Annotated in this window: 14 protein-coding genes and 2 pseudogenes; 6 read left to right on the top strand and 10 right to left on the bottom strand. The window is 56.0% G+C overall.

Annotation, left to right across the window (positions count from 1 at the left end; genetic code table 11):
* Positions 1–99: 99 nt before the first annotated feature.
* The 5 genes from CRD20_RS05700 to CRD20_RS05680 form a co-directional block, all read right to left on the bottom strand.
* Positions 100–1314: a hypothetical protein gene (locus tag CRD20_RS05700; protein ID WP_187405030.1), complete on the bottom strand. Its 1215-nt coding sequence runs from the start codon at positions 1312–1314 to the stop codon at positions 100–102.
* Between the two features lie 10 nt (positions 1315–1324).
* Positions 1325–3247 carry a glycosyltransferase gene (locus tag CRD20_RS05695; protein WP_016421829.1) on the bottom strand — a complete coding sequence of 641 codons (1923 nt, stop codon included), beginning with the start codon at positions 3245–3247 and terminating at the stop codon, positions 1325–1327.
* An 18-nt stretch (positions 3248–3265) separates the two neighbouring features.
* Positions 3266–3799, bottom strand: coding sequence for a GtrA family protein (locus CRD20_RS05690; RefSeq protein WP_053093006.1), 534 nt, complete (start codon positions 3797–3799; stop codon positions 3266–3268).
* Between the two features lie 78 nt (positions 3800–3877).
* Positions 3878–4861, bottom strand: a complete 984-nt coding sequence (locus CRD20_RS05685) for a hypothetical protein (protein ID WP_049189781.1) — start codon at positions 4859–4861, stop codon at positions 3878–3880.
* A 51-nt stretch (positions 4862–4912) separates the two neighbouring features.
* Positions 4913–5566: a hypothetical protein gene (locus CRD20_RS05680; protein ID WP_049189782.1), complete on the bottom strand. Its 654-nt coding sequence runs from the start codon at positions 5564–5566 to the stop codon at positions 4913–4915.
* A gap of 19 nt (positions 5567–5585) precedes the next feature.
* Between CRD20_RS05680 and CRD20_RS05675 the strand changes: the two genes are divergently transcribed.
* The 3 genes from CRD20_RS05675 to CRD20_RS05665 all read left to right on the top strand — a co-directional run bounded on the left by CRD20_RS05675 (position 5586) and on the right by CRD20_RS05665 (position 8183).
* Positions 5586–5813, top strand: a complete 228-nt coding sequence (locus CRD20_RS05675) for a hypothetical protein (protein WP_048761551.1) — start codon at positions 5586–5588, stop codon at positions 5811–5813.
* A 113-nt stretch (positions 5814–5926) separates the two neighbouring features.
* Positions 5927–7396 carry an FAD-binding oxidoreductase gene (locus tag CRD20_RS05670; protein ID WP_005510894.1) on the top strand — a complete coding sequence of 490 codons (1470 nt, stop codon included), beginning with the start codon at positions 5927–5929 and terminating at the stop codon, positions 7394–7396.
* Positions 7397–7421: 25 nt separating this feature from the next.
* Positions 7422–8183, top strand: a complete 762-nt coding sequence (locus CRD20_RS05665; RefSeq protein ID WP_069359684.1) for a decaprenylphospho-beta-D-erythro-pentofuranosid-2-ulose 2-reductase — start codon at positions 7422–7424, stop codon at positions 8181–8183.
* 41 nt (positions 8184–8224) lie between these two features.
* On the opposite strand, the pseudogene CRD20_RS11310 reads toward CRD20_RS05665, so the two are convergent.
* The 5 genes and pseudogenes from CRD20_RS11310 to CRD20_RS05645 form a co-directional block, all read right to left on the bottom strand.
* Positions 8225–8815: pseudogene (locus tag CRD20_RS11310) on the bottom strand (ABC transporter ATP-binding protein); the annotation flags it as partial.
* Positions 8816–9180: 365 nt separating this feature from the next.
* Positions 9181–9667 (bottom strand): annotated as a pseudogene (locus CRD20_RS11305) (ATP-binding cassette domain-containing protein); the annotation flags it as partial.
* Between the two features lie 20 nt (positions 9668–9687).
* Positions 9688–10479, bottom strand: coding sequence for an ABC transporter permease subunit (locus CRD20_RS05655; RefSeq protein ID WP_187405029.1), 792 nt, complete (start codon positions 10477–10479; stop codon positions 9688–9690).
* Positions 10476–11423, bottom strand: coding sequence for an ABC transporter permease (locus CRD20_RS05650; protein WP_069359686.1), 948 nt, complete (start codon positions 11421–11423; stop codon positions 10476–10478). The genes CRD20_RS05655 and CRD20_RS05650 overlap by 4 nt, the downstream gene beginning before the upstream one ends.
* A gap of 1 nt (position 11424) precedes the next feature.
* Positions 11425–12957, bottom strand: a complete 1533-nt coding sequence (locus CRD20_RS05645) for an ABC transporter substrate-binding protein (protein ID WP_035010183.1) — start codon at positions 12955–12957, stop codon at positions 11425–11427.
* Between the two features lie 164 nt (positions 12958–13121).
* Here CRD20_RS05645 and CRD20_RS05640 point away from each other — a divergent pair, with 164 nt between their 5' ends.
* Genes CRD20_RS05640 through CRD20_RS05630 form a run of 3 tightly spaced genes read left to right on the top strand, consistent with a single transcriptional unit; the run spans position 13122 to position 16461 of the window.
* Positions 13122–14090 (top strand): TauD/TfdA family dioxygenase, encoded by a 969-nt coding sequence (locus CRD20_RS05640; protein ID WP_069359687.1) that lies wholly within the window; start codon positions 13122–13124, stop codon positions 14088–14090.
* The gene (locus tag CRD20_RS05635) at positions 14087–15079 is read left to right on the top strand and encodes an ornithine cyclodeaminase (protein WP_070429116.1); all 993 of its coding nucleotides are present in this window, start codon (positions 14087–14089) and stop codon (positions 15077–15079) included. Before CRD20_RS05640 ends, CRD20_RS05635 begins: the two co-directional genes overlap by 4 nt.
* A complete protein-coding gene (locus CRD20_RS05630; RefSeq protein ID WP_076772194.1) occupies positions 15073–16461 on the top strand; it encodes an alanine racemase in 1389 nt (462 codons plus the stop codon). Before CRD20_RS05635 ends, CRD20_RS05630 begins: the two co-directional genes overlap by 7 nt.
* The last annotated feature ends 6 nt before the right edge of the window (positions 16462–16467 follow it).

Below are 16467 nucleotides of genomic sequence, written 5' to 3'. Positions count from 1 at the left end.
CCTTCATTTATGGCTGACTCCGTGAATATTGGCAGAAGAAAAGCCGCCGAATTGCCCGTTTCTGTGGACAATTTGGCGGCTGTGGATAACTGTCAAACGTTAACCTCTTGGTGCATCCTCGAGACGGATACCAAAAGGAACTCCGGGATCAGAGGGCCAATAGTATTCATCATCCGAAAAGGTAATAGTGGCGCGCTCGCCATCGCTGTGCAGTGCCGGATTGACGATCGCCTGTTCAATCGTGCGCGTCTCCGGTCCGTTTTGCCCGGACAGCTGTGCAGTAACTTCGGTCGGCTGGTCCAGAATCAAGATTGCGTAAGGTCCCCTGTCCGGTGAACCGGGGTTAGGATCCTGGCGCTGCTCATAGGCTAGAACATCTGCCTTGGTCTGGAAAACCTTCACGGTTCCCGTAATCGAATTGGCTCCAGACGTTGTCGCCGAAGAATCCGAGTCCGAAGCCCCAGACTGCGAACCCGAACCAGCCCCAGACCCCGAAGCCTGCTGCCCCGCCGTCGGATTCGGACCACCGTTGCCACCGTTGCCACGGTTACCACCATCAGCGCCAGCGCCATTCGAGCCCGAGCCCGAGCTCGGCGCGCAGTCATTACCAGCAGCAATGGCCTCGATGACATCCAGGTTGTCAGCCGGAATCCAGTTAAACTGTTCGAACTCCCCAGCACCCGGATTCGCAGGCGTTTCCACCAGCTCATTGCCCTGGCGCGTCACCAGCAAATCTTCCTGATCGCGCCCCATCCTCTCTGCAGAAAACGAGAACATACCCGGCTGACCAGTAGCTCGCTGAAGAGCGCGACGTACACCGCCCACAGAAGTCACGCCGTCATGGTAGGAATTCTGAAACTGAATTTCCTGACCATTTTCGTCAACGCCGTAGACACCAATCGCATCAATTTCGGCGCTCATCGCACTTGTGCCATAGTTCAGCACCAGCTCGGGCACGCACCCATCATCAAGATGCACGAGCGCATACGACATCGCCCCACCAGGGCTAACTTCCCCGACAAAAGTCTGCAGTGGCGCTGGATTCGCCAGCACCTGCTTGTACACAACGACGGCCTTCTCCGCCTGCACCTGAGCCGGGGACTTCTCCTGTCCCTGCGCATCGCCATTTTCGCTTGACGACGACACACTGCTCTCAGTAACCGCCGAACCGCCACTTCGGTCCCCGGAAATCTTGGCAATTAGGAACACGGCCATCGCAAGGATAATCAACACCAGCAGCACCAGGATCGTGATGAGCTGTTTGCGTGTTTTGTCGCCTGAGCTAGTCGAAGGCGTGGGTGTGTGCGTGGTCATGATTGAAGAACTACTCGCCTTGGAAGAACTTTTCCCAGTTGTCTTCGCTGGTCAAAGATGGCACGGCGGCACGCCACTGCTTCGCAAGGTCGTCCCACTTGGAGGACAGTTCGCGCATGAGGCTGATGGTCTCGGCGCGCATGGACTTTTCCTTATCCAGGTCGCGGACCAGGTGACGCACACCGTTCTGGGAGGCATCGGTAACCCACACGTCGTCGAAGGTCGAAATGTGCCACCAGAAGGAGTCCTCGAAGGCCACAGCCACCGGCCCCGGGCGCTTCTTACCCATCTGCGTATAAGCCAAACGCTTGGCCATCGTCTTGTTTTCGCTGGAAATCTCGTGTGACGGCGGACGAACTGGGGTCAGACCACCCGGCATCTCGTGCATCGGCAGCAGCTCAGTCTCCGGGAAGTTCTTTCGACCAGCAGAAATGCGAGCGAAGTCGCCCTGCGATGCGTTCTTCAGCACCTCCGGTCCACGCAGCAGGTCACGAACAGCTTCCATCTGCGTCCAGGCCAGGCCGTAGCGCATGGAGACCAGGTTCGAGAGGATTCGTCGTGAAGCGACGTTGACCATGTCCTTTGCGGTGACATCGCCGTGCATTGTGGCGGCGATGAGGGAGTTGCGCAGGCCGAAGTACTGGGCGGCGTTTTCGATGTCCTTCCAGTAGAAATCGGCGTGCCAAACGGCTGCGCCCGGAATGGTGTCAGTCGGGTAGCCGGCCTTGGCGGCGCGGAAACCGTAGTCGATGTCGTCGTACTGGAAGAACAGCGGCAGCGCCAGACCAATCTTCTTAATGACCTCGGACGGCACCAGGCAGGTCCACCAGGCGTTGTAGTCAACGCCCAGGCGACGCAGCTGGTGGTACTTGCGCACGTCCACGTCGGCATAACCGAACTTGGGGTCGTTCTCCTCGACCGTCAGCGCCTTCCAGTTGTACGTCTCGCCGGTGCGGAAGAGGCTGGTCGGGTTGAACAGGAAGAGCATCTGCGCACCGAGCAGCATCGGCTTTTCCGCGCATACGGCCAGGGCGGATAGGCGCAGGGTGGTTTCGGGCTCGGGGCGGATGTCGTCGTCGGTAAGCAGAACCATGCAGTCGCCCGCAGCGGTGGCGTCGCGCATGCCGCGGGAGAAACCGCCGGCGCCGCCGAGGTTCGGCTGGTGGACAACGTTCAGGCGCTCGCCGAGGATCTCCTTGGCCTGGATGAAGTCGGCTTCGTCGGCCGGGTGCTGTTCGCCCTGGTCAACGACGCGGATGGTGCGAACGCGCTCAAGGGCTGGCAGGTCCTCAGCCAGCGTGGCGACGGTTCGAGCACAGTCAACCGGTCGGTTGTAGGAACAAATGACCAGGTCAGTCGGAATATCGCGCTTGATAGCCGACTTGGGCACAACATAGCGGACATCGGAAATCTTTGCGCCTGCGTCCTCGGTGTCGAAGCGCAGGTGAATGGCACCGCCATCGGCGAAGCGGTCCAGCGGGACGGTCAGACGCACCTCTTCATTGGCAGAGCCCGACATTGGCGAGTGCTCACCGGTCCAGTTGCCGTCGGCATCCGAGCCGCCCGCTGCCCAGGAGTCCTCCAAGCGGAGGTGGCCCCCAATATCTTCGGTGTAGGCCAGCACACGCGCGGAACCGACCACGCGCGCACGGATTTCGACCTGCTTAATTGAGGTCCAGCGCTGCCAGTAAGAAGCTCGGAAGCGACCGAAGTAGGTGTCAGTGCGCACCACGGTGTGGCGACCGAGCGTGATCGAGTTACGGGTGGCCTGCACCGAGCTGTCGTAGGCGCCAACGCCTTCGACTCGGTAGTACAAATCCGGCTCCACCCAGTCTGCGGGCGGAGCAAACAGCACGCGCTGAATAGTCAGCATGTCAACATCGGTTTCGGCGGTCAGCTGAGTGGATTCCTTATTAGAAGCAGTCGAAGTCACGTCCCCCAGCGTATCGCGCTATTTCACACGGAAGATGAATACACGCTGAATGATGAAGTTAATTACCGTCGCAACGCCCTGTGCGACGACGAATGCGCCGAACTGTGCCCACTGCGCGTTCCAATCCCAGGCCTCGACAAGCCAGGGCTGCAACACGTTGAAGATGCCGACCTGGGTGGCGTAGGTAATCAGGTACAGCACCGCAACTGCCAGCACCTTCTTCGCCGAGGACTTCGACTTGAAGGTCCAGCGGCTGTTAATGATGTACGCCGTAATCGTGCCGAAAACCCAGCCGACCGTCTTACCCCAGAAGTTGGTCGCCCCGAAGGCGTTGAGCATGATGAACGTCAGGCCGAAGTCCACCACCGCCGCGATGACGCCGGAGATGATAAAGCGCATCATCTGCACTTTCAGTCCGTGCTCGTCCTTGGTCTCCGTCGCCATTGGCACTGCGGCCGAGTCCTCTACGACAAAACCGTTTTCGTGGGAGCCGTTTCCGAGCTTGCCGTTGTCGCGGTTCGGGTTTTCATTTGCTGTTTCATTCGCTGACACGCCTAGGAATTCTAGGCCACCGGCCAGCTAACAAACAGCCAGCGCGAACATGAAGAGGCAATAAAGAGGAGAAACGAACTAACGCCGCAGCGCCTCACGCAGCAGATCCAGCCGCTCCACTGGCGAGAGCGCATCCTCCCCAGCTAGGCCCAACGCACTCATCTCCGCCCAGCTAGCCGCCGCCAATTCCTCCACATCCTCGCCGGATAGCGGGATGCCCTCGTCGCTCTCCCAACCGAGGCGCTCCATGACATGCGCCGCCACATCATGCCGCAGCTCATCCGAGGTCAGCGCCGCCAAACACAGCAGCTCCACCAACGCCGCATCGTGCCCGGCTGGGTCTTTCTCGGCGTCCTCTATAGGCAATGCGCGCAATCGCTTAACGACGCTCTCCCCCGCCTCCCCGGTCAATTCCAGCGCGGTTGCTTCCGACCTCTGCAGGTCCAGAGCCTGTAACAGGGGCACGAATTCAAACACCCCCGACCTCTCGATGATGTCCACGATATCGGCACGAGCGGTGGCCAGCGTATTTTGAATAGAGTCCCGTCCGGTCAATTCCCTATTGATTGCGGCAATATCTACCGGCTCCTCCGCGTCCACATCCCCCAGTGCGCGGATTGAACCCGAGCCACCGATGCACAGGGCATCCGGGGTGGCCTCATCGCGGGCAAAAGCTTCTCTGACCTGCAAGGTATGTTCCCACAGGCCCCACTGCCAGATAAGGGTATCGCCGGGACTTTGCAGCACCTCGGCAACTGTGGTGGACAGGGGAACATCGACGACTCCGACCGCTGCGGGTCTGCCGCCAGTCACCAGCTGCGCCGCAGACTCCACCGCAGAGCCGGGCAAATGGAACTTCGTCGGCACGCTTTCCTCGCCCCACCCAAAGATGACTGCTAACACGCGGGACAGGCTTCGCAGATCCATCTGGTCATTGACCCCGAAGACGCGGTGGGCACTGCACGGTTCTTCCTCTAAAGAGGCACCGATAATGAGCGTGGCCGGTTCCGTGGCCACGCGAACGCCTGGGAAGGCGACTACGTTATCGGTCTGTGCTGCCATACCTCACAGCGTACGCAGGAAAAACAATGTGGCCTGGATGGCAAAAACTCGCTACAATGCGCGCGTTTTTACCAGCGGAATCTGGCGCGGCTCCGCACCCCACGGCTCTACCAAGTACTTGCGACGCAGGCGCTGCGACTCCACCGCGGTCCACTGCGCCACCAGCTCTTCTACCCCGCGGGCAAGCCCCAGCACCGGCCCTGCGACTTCTTCGCCTACATGCGGAAAATCAATAACCTCTACGTCGTTGACCTTGGGGAACCGCGGCTCCGTCAGATTTCCCTTGCCGGGCTTGGCCTTCTCTTCCTTCGCGGCAGCACGCAGCTGTCCGATGTGGTCACGAATGCCGGCCACGGATGCCGTCAGGTCAATCACCGTGGCCCCTGCCTGTTCAATCGCATGCGATAGCAGGTCCGCCCCCTCAGCGCTCTCTGCACTCTCTGCCGCAGCGTCACCGTCACCATCGCCCGCGGTCACAGACGCAACAAAGCAACCGGTGAGCAGATTGGTGGCGGTCTCCAGGGCTCCGTCGTCAAGCGGATCCACCAGCCATGCACCCGACAACCTCTCGCCTGCAAAGGACGGCGAGAGCTCCACATGCCAAATGACAACGGGCGATGTGGAACTACATACGGCAAGGGTCTGCGGAGCAGCAGCAGGCGTGGAAGTCATGAGGTTGATGGTATCGCGAGTGACGGATCCCACGCGGGGTAGCCTTTATCGCATGTTCGACTTTTTTAAGAAGAAGCCGCGTGAAACCATCAACATGGCCGCCGAGTACACCAATACCCCGCTGTCGAACCAGATGGTCATGCTGTTCGCCGAGGAACTGCCCATCCTCGACAGCGCAGAGCGCGCACAGGTCTACCGCGCACTCGAGGCATACGACGGCCCGCAGATCACCTCGCAGGAAATGCTGCCGGAAGAGATCCGAAAAATTATGGATCTATAGCCTCTCCGTACATTTCGTTCGCTTTCCGACGGCCCGTGCGCGGCCTCAAGCGTGACCAACACCTCGGAGCGTCACGGGCGACGGAGCCGGTGCAAGGGGGTAGCCTAGCCTTGATGTCCACTAACACTAACGGCAAGTCCAGCACCGATGCTTCGAACGGTGCCTACGGAGCCGTACACACAGAAGCCAGGACCCTGACCGGTTGGGGTCGTACTGCCCCCGCTAAGTCCCAGGTGCTGTCGACGCCGGACTTGGATGAAATTGTTAACGCCGTCAAGGCTGTCGCAGACCAGAACTCCGACAAGCCTGCCCACCTGCGCCGCGGTGTGATTGCCCGCGGTATGGGCCGCTCTTACGGCGACCCCGCCCAGAATTCGGGCGGTCTGGTCATCGACATGCAGAAGCTCAACAAGATCCACTCCATTGATCAGGAGTCGGCGATTGTTGATGTCGACGGCGGTGTCACACTGGATCAGCTGATGAAGGCCGCGCTGCCCTACGGCCTGTGGGTGCCGGTACTGCCGGGTACTCGCCAGGTCACCATCGGTGGTGCCATTGGTCCGGATATTCACGGTAAGAACCACCACTCCGCAGGTTCTTTCGGCAACCATGTGCTGTCGATGGAGCTGCTGGTCGCTGATGGCCGTATTCTGCACCTCGAGCCGGAGGGCTCCGCGGATGACCCGGACGGCAAGCTGTTCTGGGCAACTGTCGGTGGCATGGGCCTGACCGGCATTATTGTCCGCGCTCGGATCAAGATGACCAAGACCGAGACGGCCTACTTCATCGCCGATGGCGACATGACCCACACTCTGGACGAGACCATCGAGTTCCACTCCGATGGCTCCGAGGAGAACTTCACTTACTCCTCCGCGTGGTTCGATGCCATCTCGCCGGAGCCGAAGCTGGGACGCGCCGCAATCTCCCGCGGTTCGCTGGCAACCCTGGCTCAGCTGGAGGAATACGCCCCGAAGCTGGCCAAGGACCCGCTGAAGTTCAACGCTCCGCAGCTGGTGACCGTGCCGGATATCTTCCCGTCCTTCACCATGAACAAGCTGACCATGATCAGCATTGGTGAGCTGTGGTGGCTGAAGTCCGGTACCTACCGGAACCAGGTGCAGAACCTCACGCAGTTCTACCAGCCGCTGGATCTCATCGGTGAGTGGAACCGTGGCTATGGCTCCAAGGGCTTCCTGCAGTACCAGTTCGTTGTTCCGCGCGAGGCCGTCGAGCCGTTCAAGGAGATTGTCCGCGATATCCAGCGCTCCGGCCACTACTCGGCGCTGAATGTGTTCAAGCTGTTCGGCGAGGGTAATCGCGCTCCGCTGTCTTACCCGATGCCGGGTTGGAACGTCTGCGTGGACTTCCCGATTAAGCCGGGTCTCGGCCAGTTCCTGGACGACCTCGACCGTCGCGTCATGGAGTTCGGCGGCCGCCTCTACCTGGCCAAGGAGTCGCGCACTTCCGCCGCTAACTTCCACCAGATGTACCCCGAGATGCAGAGCTGGCTGGACACCCGCAACGAGATCGACCCGCACGGTGTCTTCGCCTCTGACATGTCGCGTCGACTGGAACTGCACTAAAAGAACCGAGAGGATTTAAGCCCCAATGATTAATGCTGTAGGCGCTGCCCAGTCCATCCTGCTGCTCGGCGGCACCAGTGAAATCGGCCTGGCTATTACCGCCGAGTTCCTGAAGAAGGGCCCGGCCAAGGTCATCCTGGCTTCCCTGCCGAACGATCCGCTGCGCGAGGCCTCCGCTGAGAAGATGAAGGCCGCCGGTGCTTCCGAGGTGGTCACCCTCGACTTCGACGCAACGGACTTCGACTCCCACCCGGAGGTCGTCGAGAAGGCATTTGCTGACGGCGACGTGGATATCTGCATCGTCGCGTTCGGCATGCTTGGCGACGCCGAGGAGCTCTGGCAGAACCAGCGCAAGGCGGTCCTGGCTGCGAACATCAACTACACCGGTGCGATGTCGATGGGTGTTCTGGTTGGTCAGAAGTTCAAGGCGCAGGGCCACGGCCAGTTCATTGCCATGTCCTCCGTTGCTGGTGAGCGCGTACGTCGCTCCAACTTTGTCTACGGTTCCACCAAGGCCGGCCTGGATGGTTTCTACCTGAACCTGGGTGAGGCCCTGGAGGAGTACGGCGTCAAGACCCTGGTTATCCGCCCGGGCCAGGTCCGTACCCGTATGTCCGCTGACGTGGACGAGGCGCCACTGACTGTGAATAAGGAAGATGTCGCCAAGCTCGCGGTGAAGTCCGTCGAGGCCGGCAAGACCCTGGTCTGGGCTCCGCCAGCATTCCAGCTGGTGATGATGGTGCTGAAGCACATTCCGCGCCCGATCTTCAAGAAGCTGCCTATTTAAGGTCTGGAGGGGACCAAGACCCGAATAGCAGGGCTTTGGTCTCAACCCACAGCTGCAGTTCCAATTGGGATAACCGTGGAGCAATACGATTGCAGCAGCTCATCATCGTGACTGACTAGAACTATGCCCATTCCCTCGCTGTTGAGTTCTTGCAGAACGCTCATCACTTTGGTCGCTGCTTGATAATCAAGCGCCGAGGTAATTTCATCGCAGAGCAGGAGCTTTGGGCGCACGGCTAGAGCACGTGCGATTGCAACACGCTGCCTCTGCCCTCCAGAGAGTCCACTTGGCTTACGCTGTGCGAGCTGCTTATCGATACCGACTTTATCGAGCAAATCTATTGCCGCTCGGCGTGCGTCACGGCGTCCCCTTACCGACACCCGGGCTGCACGCGCTACGGCATCGAGTGCGGTCATTTTCGGGTTCAACGTAGAGGCAGGATCCTGCGGAACTATCTGCATCATCAAACGATTCTTCCGTGGCCATGTACGCTTAGCTTCACGAGTTACACCAGCACATTCAATCTCACCCGACTCTGCGTGGTTTAGCCCGATTAGGCACCGAAGTAGTGTCGACTTTCCGCTTCCCGACGGTCCCTTGACCCCAACCATAGTGCCACGCTGTACAGCGAAAGAGAGGCCCTGAAAAAGAGTCACGCGTTCATTATTCACGCAGCTCAGGTTGGAAACTCTTAAGACTGGAGACGCGCCCGCCCCTGCCCCCGCCCCCGGCATAGATTCACCAATCGAGGCTTTGGAGAGTTCTGTGACCTGGATGCCTTTCGTTACTGAACGCGGGCTGTGGCCAGAAGTCGTCTCTACACTCTGGCGTTCCACGCGCTGGGTGATCGAATCGCTTTTTTCCGTTCCATTCCCGACAGCCGCGACCGAGTCAATGCAAATCGCAAGCTTAGGAACCTGGTGGGCGGTGAAAATGACCGTAACGCCACTATCCGCGATGCCTCTTAGCAGATGAGCGATTACCGTCGAAGTATCGGAGTCAAGGCCGGCGAAGGGCTCATCAAGAGCGATGGCTTCAGGCGAACGCGATAGTGCCCGAGCCAGTGCCACCCGTCGCTGCTGTCCACCAGAAAGCTGGTGAATACGTCGGGAAGCAATGCTGGCTGGAAGATCTACACGCTGCAGCAACGCTGCAACGTCGGCCGCTGGAGCTAGCTCCCGGAGCATCCGGGCTACTGACATCAATGGTGGCAACTCGGCGCCCGGATCCTGTCCTACGAAAGCAATGTGCTCACGGCGAAAATGAGCTAATTCACATGATGGAAGCTCCAGCGGGTTTACATCTCGCCACTCACTGGACTCGACAGAAACCCCACCAATTACTTCCGATCTCTCCGGTACCGCACCAATCAATGCCTTTAAAAGTGAGGTCTTCCCGGAGCCGCTCACCCCAGTTAAAACCGTAATCTCACCCGCTCGGGCAGTGAGCACTGTGCGGGGTAGGATAACGTGCCCGCTTTGCATCACGGAAATATCTACATCAATCACGAGCTCGGCACATCCTTCGGTTCCTTCTGCCTCCCATTAATCAGGGCCACTACAGCAATCGATGTCGCTGCCAACGCGGCGGCTGGTGCAAGTACTGACCAGGGGTTCAGTGATATTCCACTCGCGTTATCCCGCACCATCGCTGACCATGCAAACTCACCGAGGCTTCTCCCGACCCCAAGGAAGCTCGCCGTAGCCAGCACATACAGCGCTTCGATAATGCGAAGACTCCATACCGAACGAAGTACTGCGGAAATATTGGGAATGATGTCCCGCAAGATTATCGAGACGGTCGATACGCCACTGCCCAGCGCAGCCTGAGCATAACCAGCGTTAGCAACGGGATAGGTGGCGGCGGCGACCACACGGGCAGCATAAGGCGTACCCACCACAACCGAAACACCAATAAGCGCTGGTAGCCCACCATTGGGATACAAGACTGCGGTTAAAAGCAAAAGAATTACTGCGGGCACCAAGATGGTGACATCCGCCACTGCTTCAATAAAGAAGCCCAGTTTTGGCTTTAGCGACCCCAAGATACCGAATAGAGCGCCAAATGCCGTGGTCAAAGAACCGACGATAATTGCAGTTACGACCAAGGACCGGCCACCGACAAGCACTGCAGCGCCCACGCTTCTCCCCAGGTGTTCTGTTCCTAGGAAACCCTCCTCGTTACCGTTAGCGAAGGGCACGCCATGCGCCGACAGTTCAATGCCAAACAAACCAGCAGCGACCGGTCCGCCTAACACTAGGGCGATAAAGGCCCCCGCTAAAAACCTTCGAATCATAGTTGCACCTTCGGGGTGAATGCGACTTTTATTGCATCTGCCACAGTCAGCAACACCAATATGATCGCCCCTGTTACAGCAAGTACGGCAAGAATCACCGAGATATCCCGTTGCGCGACTGCATTAGACACCAAAAGCCCCACTCCAGGATGGTTAAATAACGCTTCGACTGTGACTGTCCCTGCTATCAAAACACCTGCTGTTGTAGCCATTGAAGTAGCAAATGTCGGTGCGGATAGCGGCAGGATATGTCGAAGTGCCAGCTGATTTCCCACGATTCCGTTTAGCTCAGCATTGCGGACCGCAGTGTTGTGAGAAGCATCCTCGAACGCTGCGAAAAGCATTCTCGAATTCCAGGCCGCCTGAGGAATTACCAGCGCCATAACCGGTAATGCGTACATACTTATCTGGGTTGGCAAGCCTTCCGCGGTAATAGTGACCGCGGGAAACCAACCAAGCCAGAGAGAGAATACCGCTACCAGAAACACACCAACGACAAACTCTGGTAGCGCAATTAATGCCACTGTCGATCGGTCAATAATGTGCGAAATCCAGGGTCTTTCAGCACGTGAAGCCCAAAAAATGGCGATTGCTACCGAAAGAACAGCAGTGACTAAAAATGCCATACCAGTTGTTGCCAGCGTCACAGGCAGCGCTGAACTCAGCAGATTAATAATCGGTACTCCGTTTACGGAAGTACCAAAGTCGCCCGCAAACGCACTTCCCAGCCAGCTCAGGAAGCGGGCCATAAGCGGCTTATCAAGATTCAGGTTTCTTTCTAGCGCTGCCAGAGCTTCCGGGGTCCGGTTTGCGCCCAAGATTGCGGAGGCAGCATTACCGGGCAGCCAATCAATCGCTACAAAAACAAGTCCGAGAACTGCGAAAAGTAAGCCTCCACGAATTATCAGCCGAGGAATAAGCCAACGCGCGATTTCCGCTGGCACACTAAGCCTTCTGGACGGTTTCAAGAAGGACACGACCATAGCCTGGAGCCTTAGGCAGACCACTCAAATTAGCTCTCGCAATATCGACTCCGTCAGATGCACCCCAGACCAGATACCCGGATCGCTCGAACTCAATCTTCTGCAGCTGGCGGCTTAGCTGGTTAATTCTCTCAGTATCGGTGCTTTCCAGTACCTGATCATAAATCTCGTTGAATTCAGCATCATCAAATGCGGTCTCATTAGAGGCCGCGTCACCGTCGAGAACCTTCCCAGCGAAGAAGAGCACAGAATCATTAGTTCCCCAATAGCCACAATATAGGTCTGCCTTGGTCCATGTCTCGTCGTAGAAAGTACCCGAATCCTGCTCCACTACATTGAGAGTCATGCCGATTTCTTTCACCTGATCAGCGATAACCTTCATCGCCTCTACTTGACCCGGAGCCTCAGGGGTAACGTACAAGTCATACGTTTTCTCAAGGTCAAAATCTGCCTCTTGGAGGAGATTCTTCGCTTTCACAACGTCACGCTTACGCACTAACGAAGAATCCAGGTTCGAATCTGCCGTTCCAAGAATGTCGTTTGCAGGGGTTCCATAACCGGAGAGAGCTCGTTGGATGATTTGCTCCCGATCAACTGCAAGGCGCAGCGCCTGACGAACTTTCACATCTGAGAAAGGCCCATCTGAGGTACGCATGATTAGTGGAATAACCGAGTCATTCATCCGGCGCACAATCTTTATATCTTCATTTCCTTCGACGGATCGGGCCGCAATAGGACCCGCAGCTTGAGCTAAGTCAATTTGCCCGGACAACAGCGCATTAGTCATTGCGGTGGAGTCTTCAAATGGAATGACATGGACCTCAGCAACTCCTGCTACTGTTCCGTGATAGTTATCGAAACGCTTGAGCTTAGCAGAACCATTTTCCCAACTGACCAGCTGGAACGGCCCCGATCCAATGGGCTTTTCAGCAGAGGAACCCTTCTTCATCACGAAGGTCATCAATCGCGCAAGCATCGGAAGCTGTGAATTCGGTTCCGCAGTTTCCATCACAACGACGTTGGCTCCAGCAGCACGAATGCTATCAGGCATCACTGGAAGCCGGAATGAGTTTTCCTCATCCGAAAGCATCTTCTTCAACGACCACACGACATCTTCAGATGTGACCGAGGAACCATCATGGAAGGTAGCACCGTCGGCAATCATAAATTCCCACTCAGTCGGATTATTCTGTTTCCATTCCTGCATCAGGCGTGGCACTACAGTTTCTTTCTCGCCCGGCACCGTCAGAGCCTCCCAGATCAGGGAGCTAATAAGCATATCTGAATCATTAGGCAAAAGCTGGTAAGGGTCTCGTTGAGCGCTTGCCGCTTTCCCGAGAGCCCCAACACGCAGCACATTAACGTTTTCGACTTCATCCCCACTGGCAGCCCCATCCCCTGCCGTCGACTCTCGTGACGTACACGCCGTCAGAAAAGTGCCTGTCCCAATAACTGCCATTGCAGCGAGGAATTGGCGTCGAGAAAAATTGGTCATGATGGTTCCTTAATCTCTAAGAAAGACTGCCCACAGGAGAAAAGACATAGCTAACAACTACAGCAGCAGTAAAGCTTAGGCAAGCCTACTAACGAAATTCTTTTAAGAATAATTACCTAGGTCACCCTTTACAGCATAGGCTACCCCCACCTAATCTCTCTGCCATGCAGCATTTGCACCTGAGCCAAGAACTCTCACACAGGATCGTTAAAGCTGCCGACGAACTGGCTGCGACACAGAAGATTAGCTCTCCCGACTCGTACAATGCCATCAATCATCTTTTGACTGATGAGCTGGAGGAACTGAAAGAACTAATTCTGCTCTCCCCTACTGCCCATGCCACTTCCATCCATGGACTTCCCTTCCCTGCAGTTCACGGACCTACCCCAGCCACGTGGCAGGAATGCGTTGGCAAGGTCCGAACCTGGAGATTCGTTCTTGCGATCATCGCTAGCGCTGTCGGTCGCCCATTCGGATGGTTCGGACAGCAGAAAGGCCGTATCACCACAGACTTGGTGCCGACCCGCAGCCAGGAGAACCAGCAAGTTGGCGCCAGCAGCAACACCACATTGACTCTGCACACAGAAGATGCTTTTCATCCGCGGCGCGCGACGCACTTCGCTTTATTTGGTCTTCGTAACCCCAAAAATGTCGGCACTACGCTGGCCCCCATCGATGAAGCATGGCATCTACTCGATGTAGATTCGAAAAAAATTCTAACCGGGGACGGAGCCATCATTATTCCAGATGCATCTTACGGTGATTACGAATATGCAGCTCCTACTGCCATGACATCAATCTGGAAAACTGATGGCAATTTAGGCATGCGGTTTGACCCCGCCTACACAGACAAAAATTCTGGAACCTTACAGTGGTGGGAGGCATTTGAGAAGCTTCAACAGGCTCTTCACACTGTCACCTATACGGTGCCTATAAAGCCAGGTCAGATGGTCATCATCAACAATGACCGATGCGCCCACGGACGAGTACCTTTCGTAGCCAACTACGACGGGACCGACCGCTGGATGCTACGCATCAACATTATGGGAACCAAAAACACACGCCCCATCAATGAAATCAACGAACCCGGCTACGGCCAACACATCCGATTTATGGATGGTGAAATCCTATGAAACAGCGAACTAACCTGACCGTCCTCAGCAGATCAGAACTAGCTCAAATAAAAATTTCACCCGAGTCCGTACTCGAGTCGGTGAAATCCGCTCTCATCGAGCTCGACCAGCCAGGAACTCTGTGCCCAGGGAAAATCAAAGTTGAAGTACCTGAAAGCGTGAGTTACTCGATGGTCGGCAGAAGTCGTTCTTCAAATTCCGTCGGATTCAAGACTTCCTATACCCATTGGAGCAAAACTCACCAACAAAGCGCCAGGGATAGAAGCTATTACACGACCCTCACACTGTACGACGATTCCAGCGGATATCCTATTGCACTTCTCGACGGCGCTGCGGCAGGAACTCTCAGAACCCCGGCAGTCTCAGCGCTGTTGGCACAGTATGCTGGTGCAATTCCTCAGAGCGCTCTCATCATCGGTTCGGGAACCCAAGGACAAAACGCAGCCCCTTTTCTCCTTGAAACCTTTGAAACATTAAACACGATTTATCTCGCCGGCAGCCACAGCGTGGGACTAGAGAAAGGCGCCAAGATTGCATCAACAGCAGCAGTGAAGCTTGGCCGAAAAATAAAAATCAAGATTGTAGACGATCCTACAACTGTGAGTTCAAACTGTGATCTCATTATCGGGGCCGCTGGACCTGAGACTCGTTGTACTGTCACAGCATCCGATATTCCCCGGCACGCAACCGTCGTTGTTGTGGGCTACGGAATCGCCCCTGATATCTGTCATCAAGCGAGCAGAGTCATCACGACGAGTATCGAACAGATGAATGTTACCGGTCGCGATTACGCTGACACCGATGGTCGGTTGCCGAATGTCCATGCCGAACTATCCGATTTGCTCCGCAAAGGGCGCAAACTGCCTCGTATTGACGAAACTACGTTTTGCTATAACAGCGGACTAGTTCTAACCGATATCGCTGTCGGCCAAATCCTCGCCAAGGAAGGTCTTAAGCAGGGATTCGGGACGGAGATATCCCTGTGGTAAGTGCCATATCATGCAAGATTGATGTTCCAAGCTGGCAAACGGCTCTGATTGGCTCAGGGAAACTTGACTTCATTGCTGAGCTTTCCGACACCCCTTTTCATGTCCTTTGCCCAAACCAATTTGCTCAAACACTTTCAGCCTGGCATACAACCGCTAAGGAAGTCGGCATTAAATTCGGTATTCGATTTGGCAAAAAGGCAAATAAGTCCGCGCACTTCAGTCGCGAGATAGCACTGAGTGCTCTTCGTGGTTTCGACAGTGGAATCGATGTCGCCAGCGTAGAAGAGTTCCAATCATCTCTGGCCGCTGGTGTACCAGGAAATAAATTAATCATTACTGGTGCTACACCGAGTCGAGAACTTATCCATTTGGCAGTTTGCCACGATGCAACTCTAACTATTTCCAATGAAGTAGATTCAAGAATAATTTCCCAATTTGTCGACGAAATCGATACGCCTAATCAGCTCCGAGTTCTTCTCCGGATTGCGAACCAAACCCCCTCCACACGGTTTGGTATGAGCATCGATACCGCCTTGTCTCTAACCGCTCGTCTTAGCCAAGGCCGTGCCAACATCGAAATTACCGGCCTAAGTTTCCACTGCAACGGTTATGACCTCCACGAGAGGATAAACATGTCGCATCTGGCAATCGACACCCTACTCAAGGTGCGCTCCCTGTCTCCACGGGCCGACACTATTTCCATTGGAGGTGGATTTCCCACAAGCTCAGTCGAGTATGGAGTCTGGCGAAACCTGCAATCTCGACTAAAAAACGAAATGTTCATAGATTCGGATAAACCTAAAGACCAATATCCGTTCGGATCACCTTTATCCGGACAATACTCACTACGGTTTATAGCTAATCAACATCGCCCACTGACACGTCGAGATATGGAGTCCACTCGACGCAGCTCGGACTCCATGGCTCAGCGCGCTCATCGTCACAACATAAAGATTTTGGCAGAGCCTGGACGGTCTTTATGCCAGTTCGCGGGTGCTAGTTTCTTTCCTGTTCTTTCGTGTCACGCATTGCCCAATGCTGCACGGACAGTAACTGTCGTACGTGGAACTAGTCTCAGCCTCTCAGAGCAATGGTTCAACTCGGAGTATTATCCGGACCCATATCTTGTGCGTAACGGAGTCATTATCGACTCGGGAGTAGCTACCGCAACAGCAGTTTCCGGATCAACGTGCTTAGACAGCGATTATCTCAGCAAAAGAATGATTCAACTCCCCGACAGGCCTCGACCTGGAGATTTCCTAGTCTATCCCGACACAGCCGGGTATCAAATGGACTCGAACGAGTCTGCTTTCCACGGATATCGGATTCCTCAGAAATACGCCTTTAATCCTGTCACCATGACCATCACGGAAGATCGCTAGAACAGA

The organism is Corynebacterium sp. LK33, assembly GCF_014334955.1.
Taxonomy (GTDB): Bacteria; Actinomycetota; Actinomycetes; order Mycobacteriales; family Mycobacteriaceae; genus Corynebacterium; species Corynebacterium jeikeium_D.
This window is presented reverse-complemented; position numbering and strand designations above follow the sequence as displayed.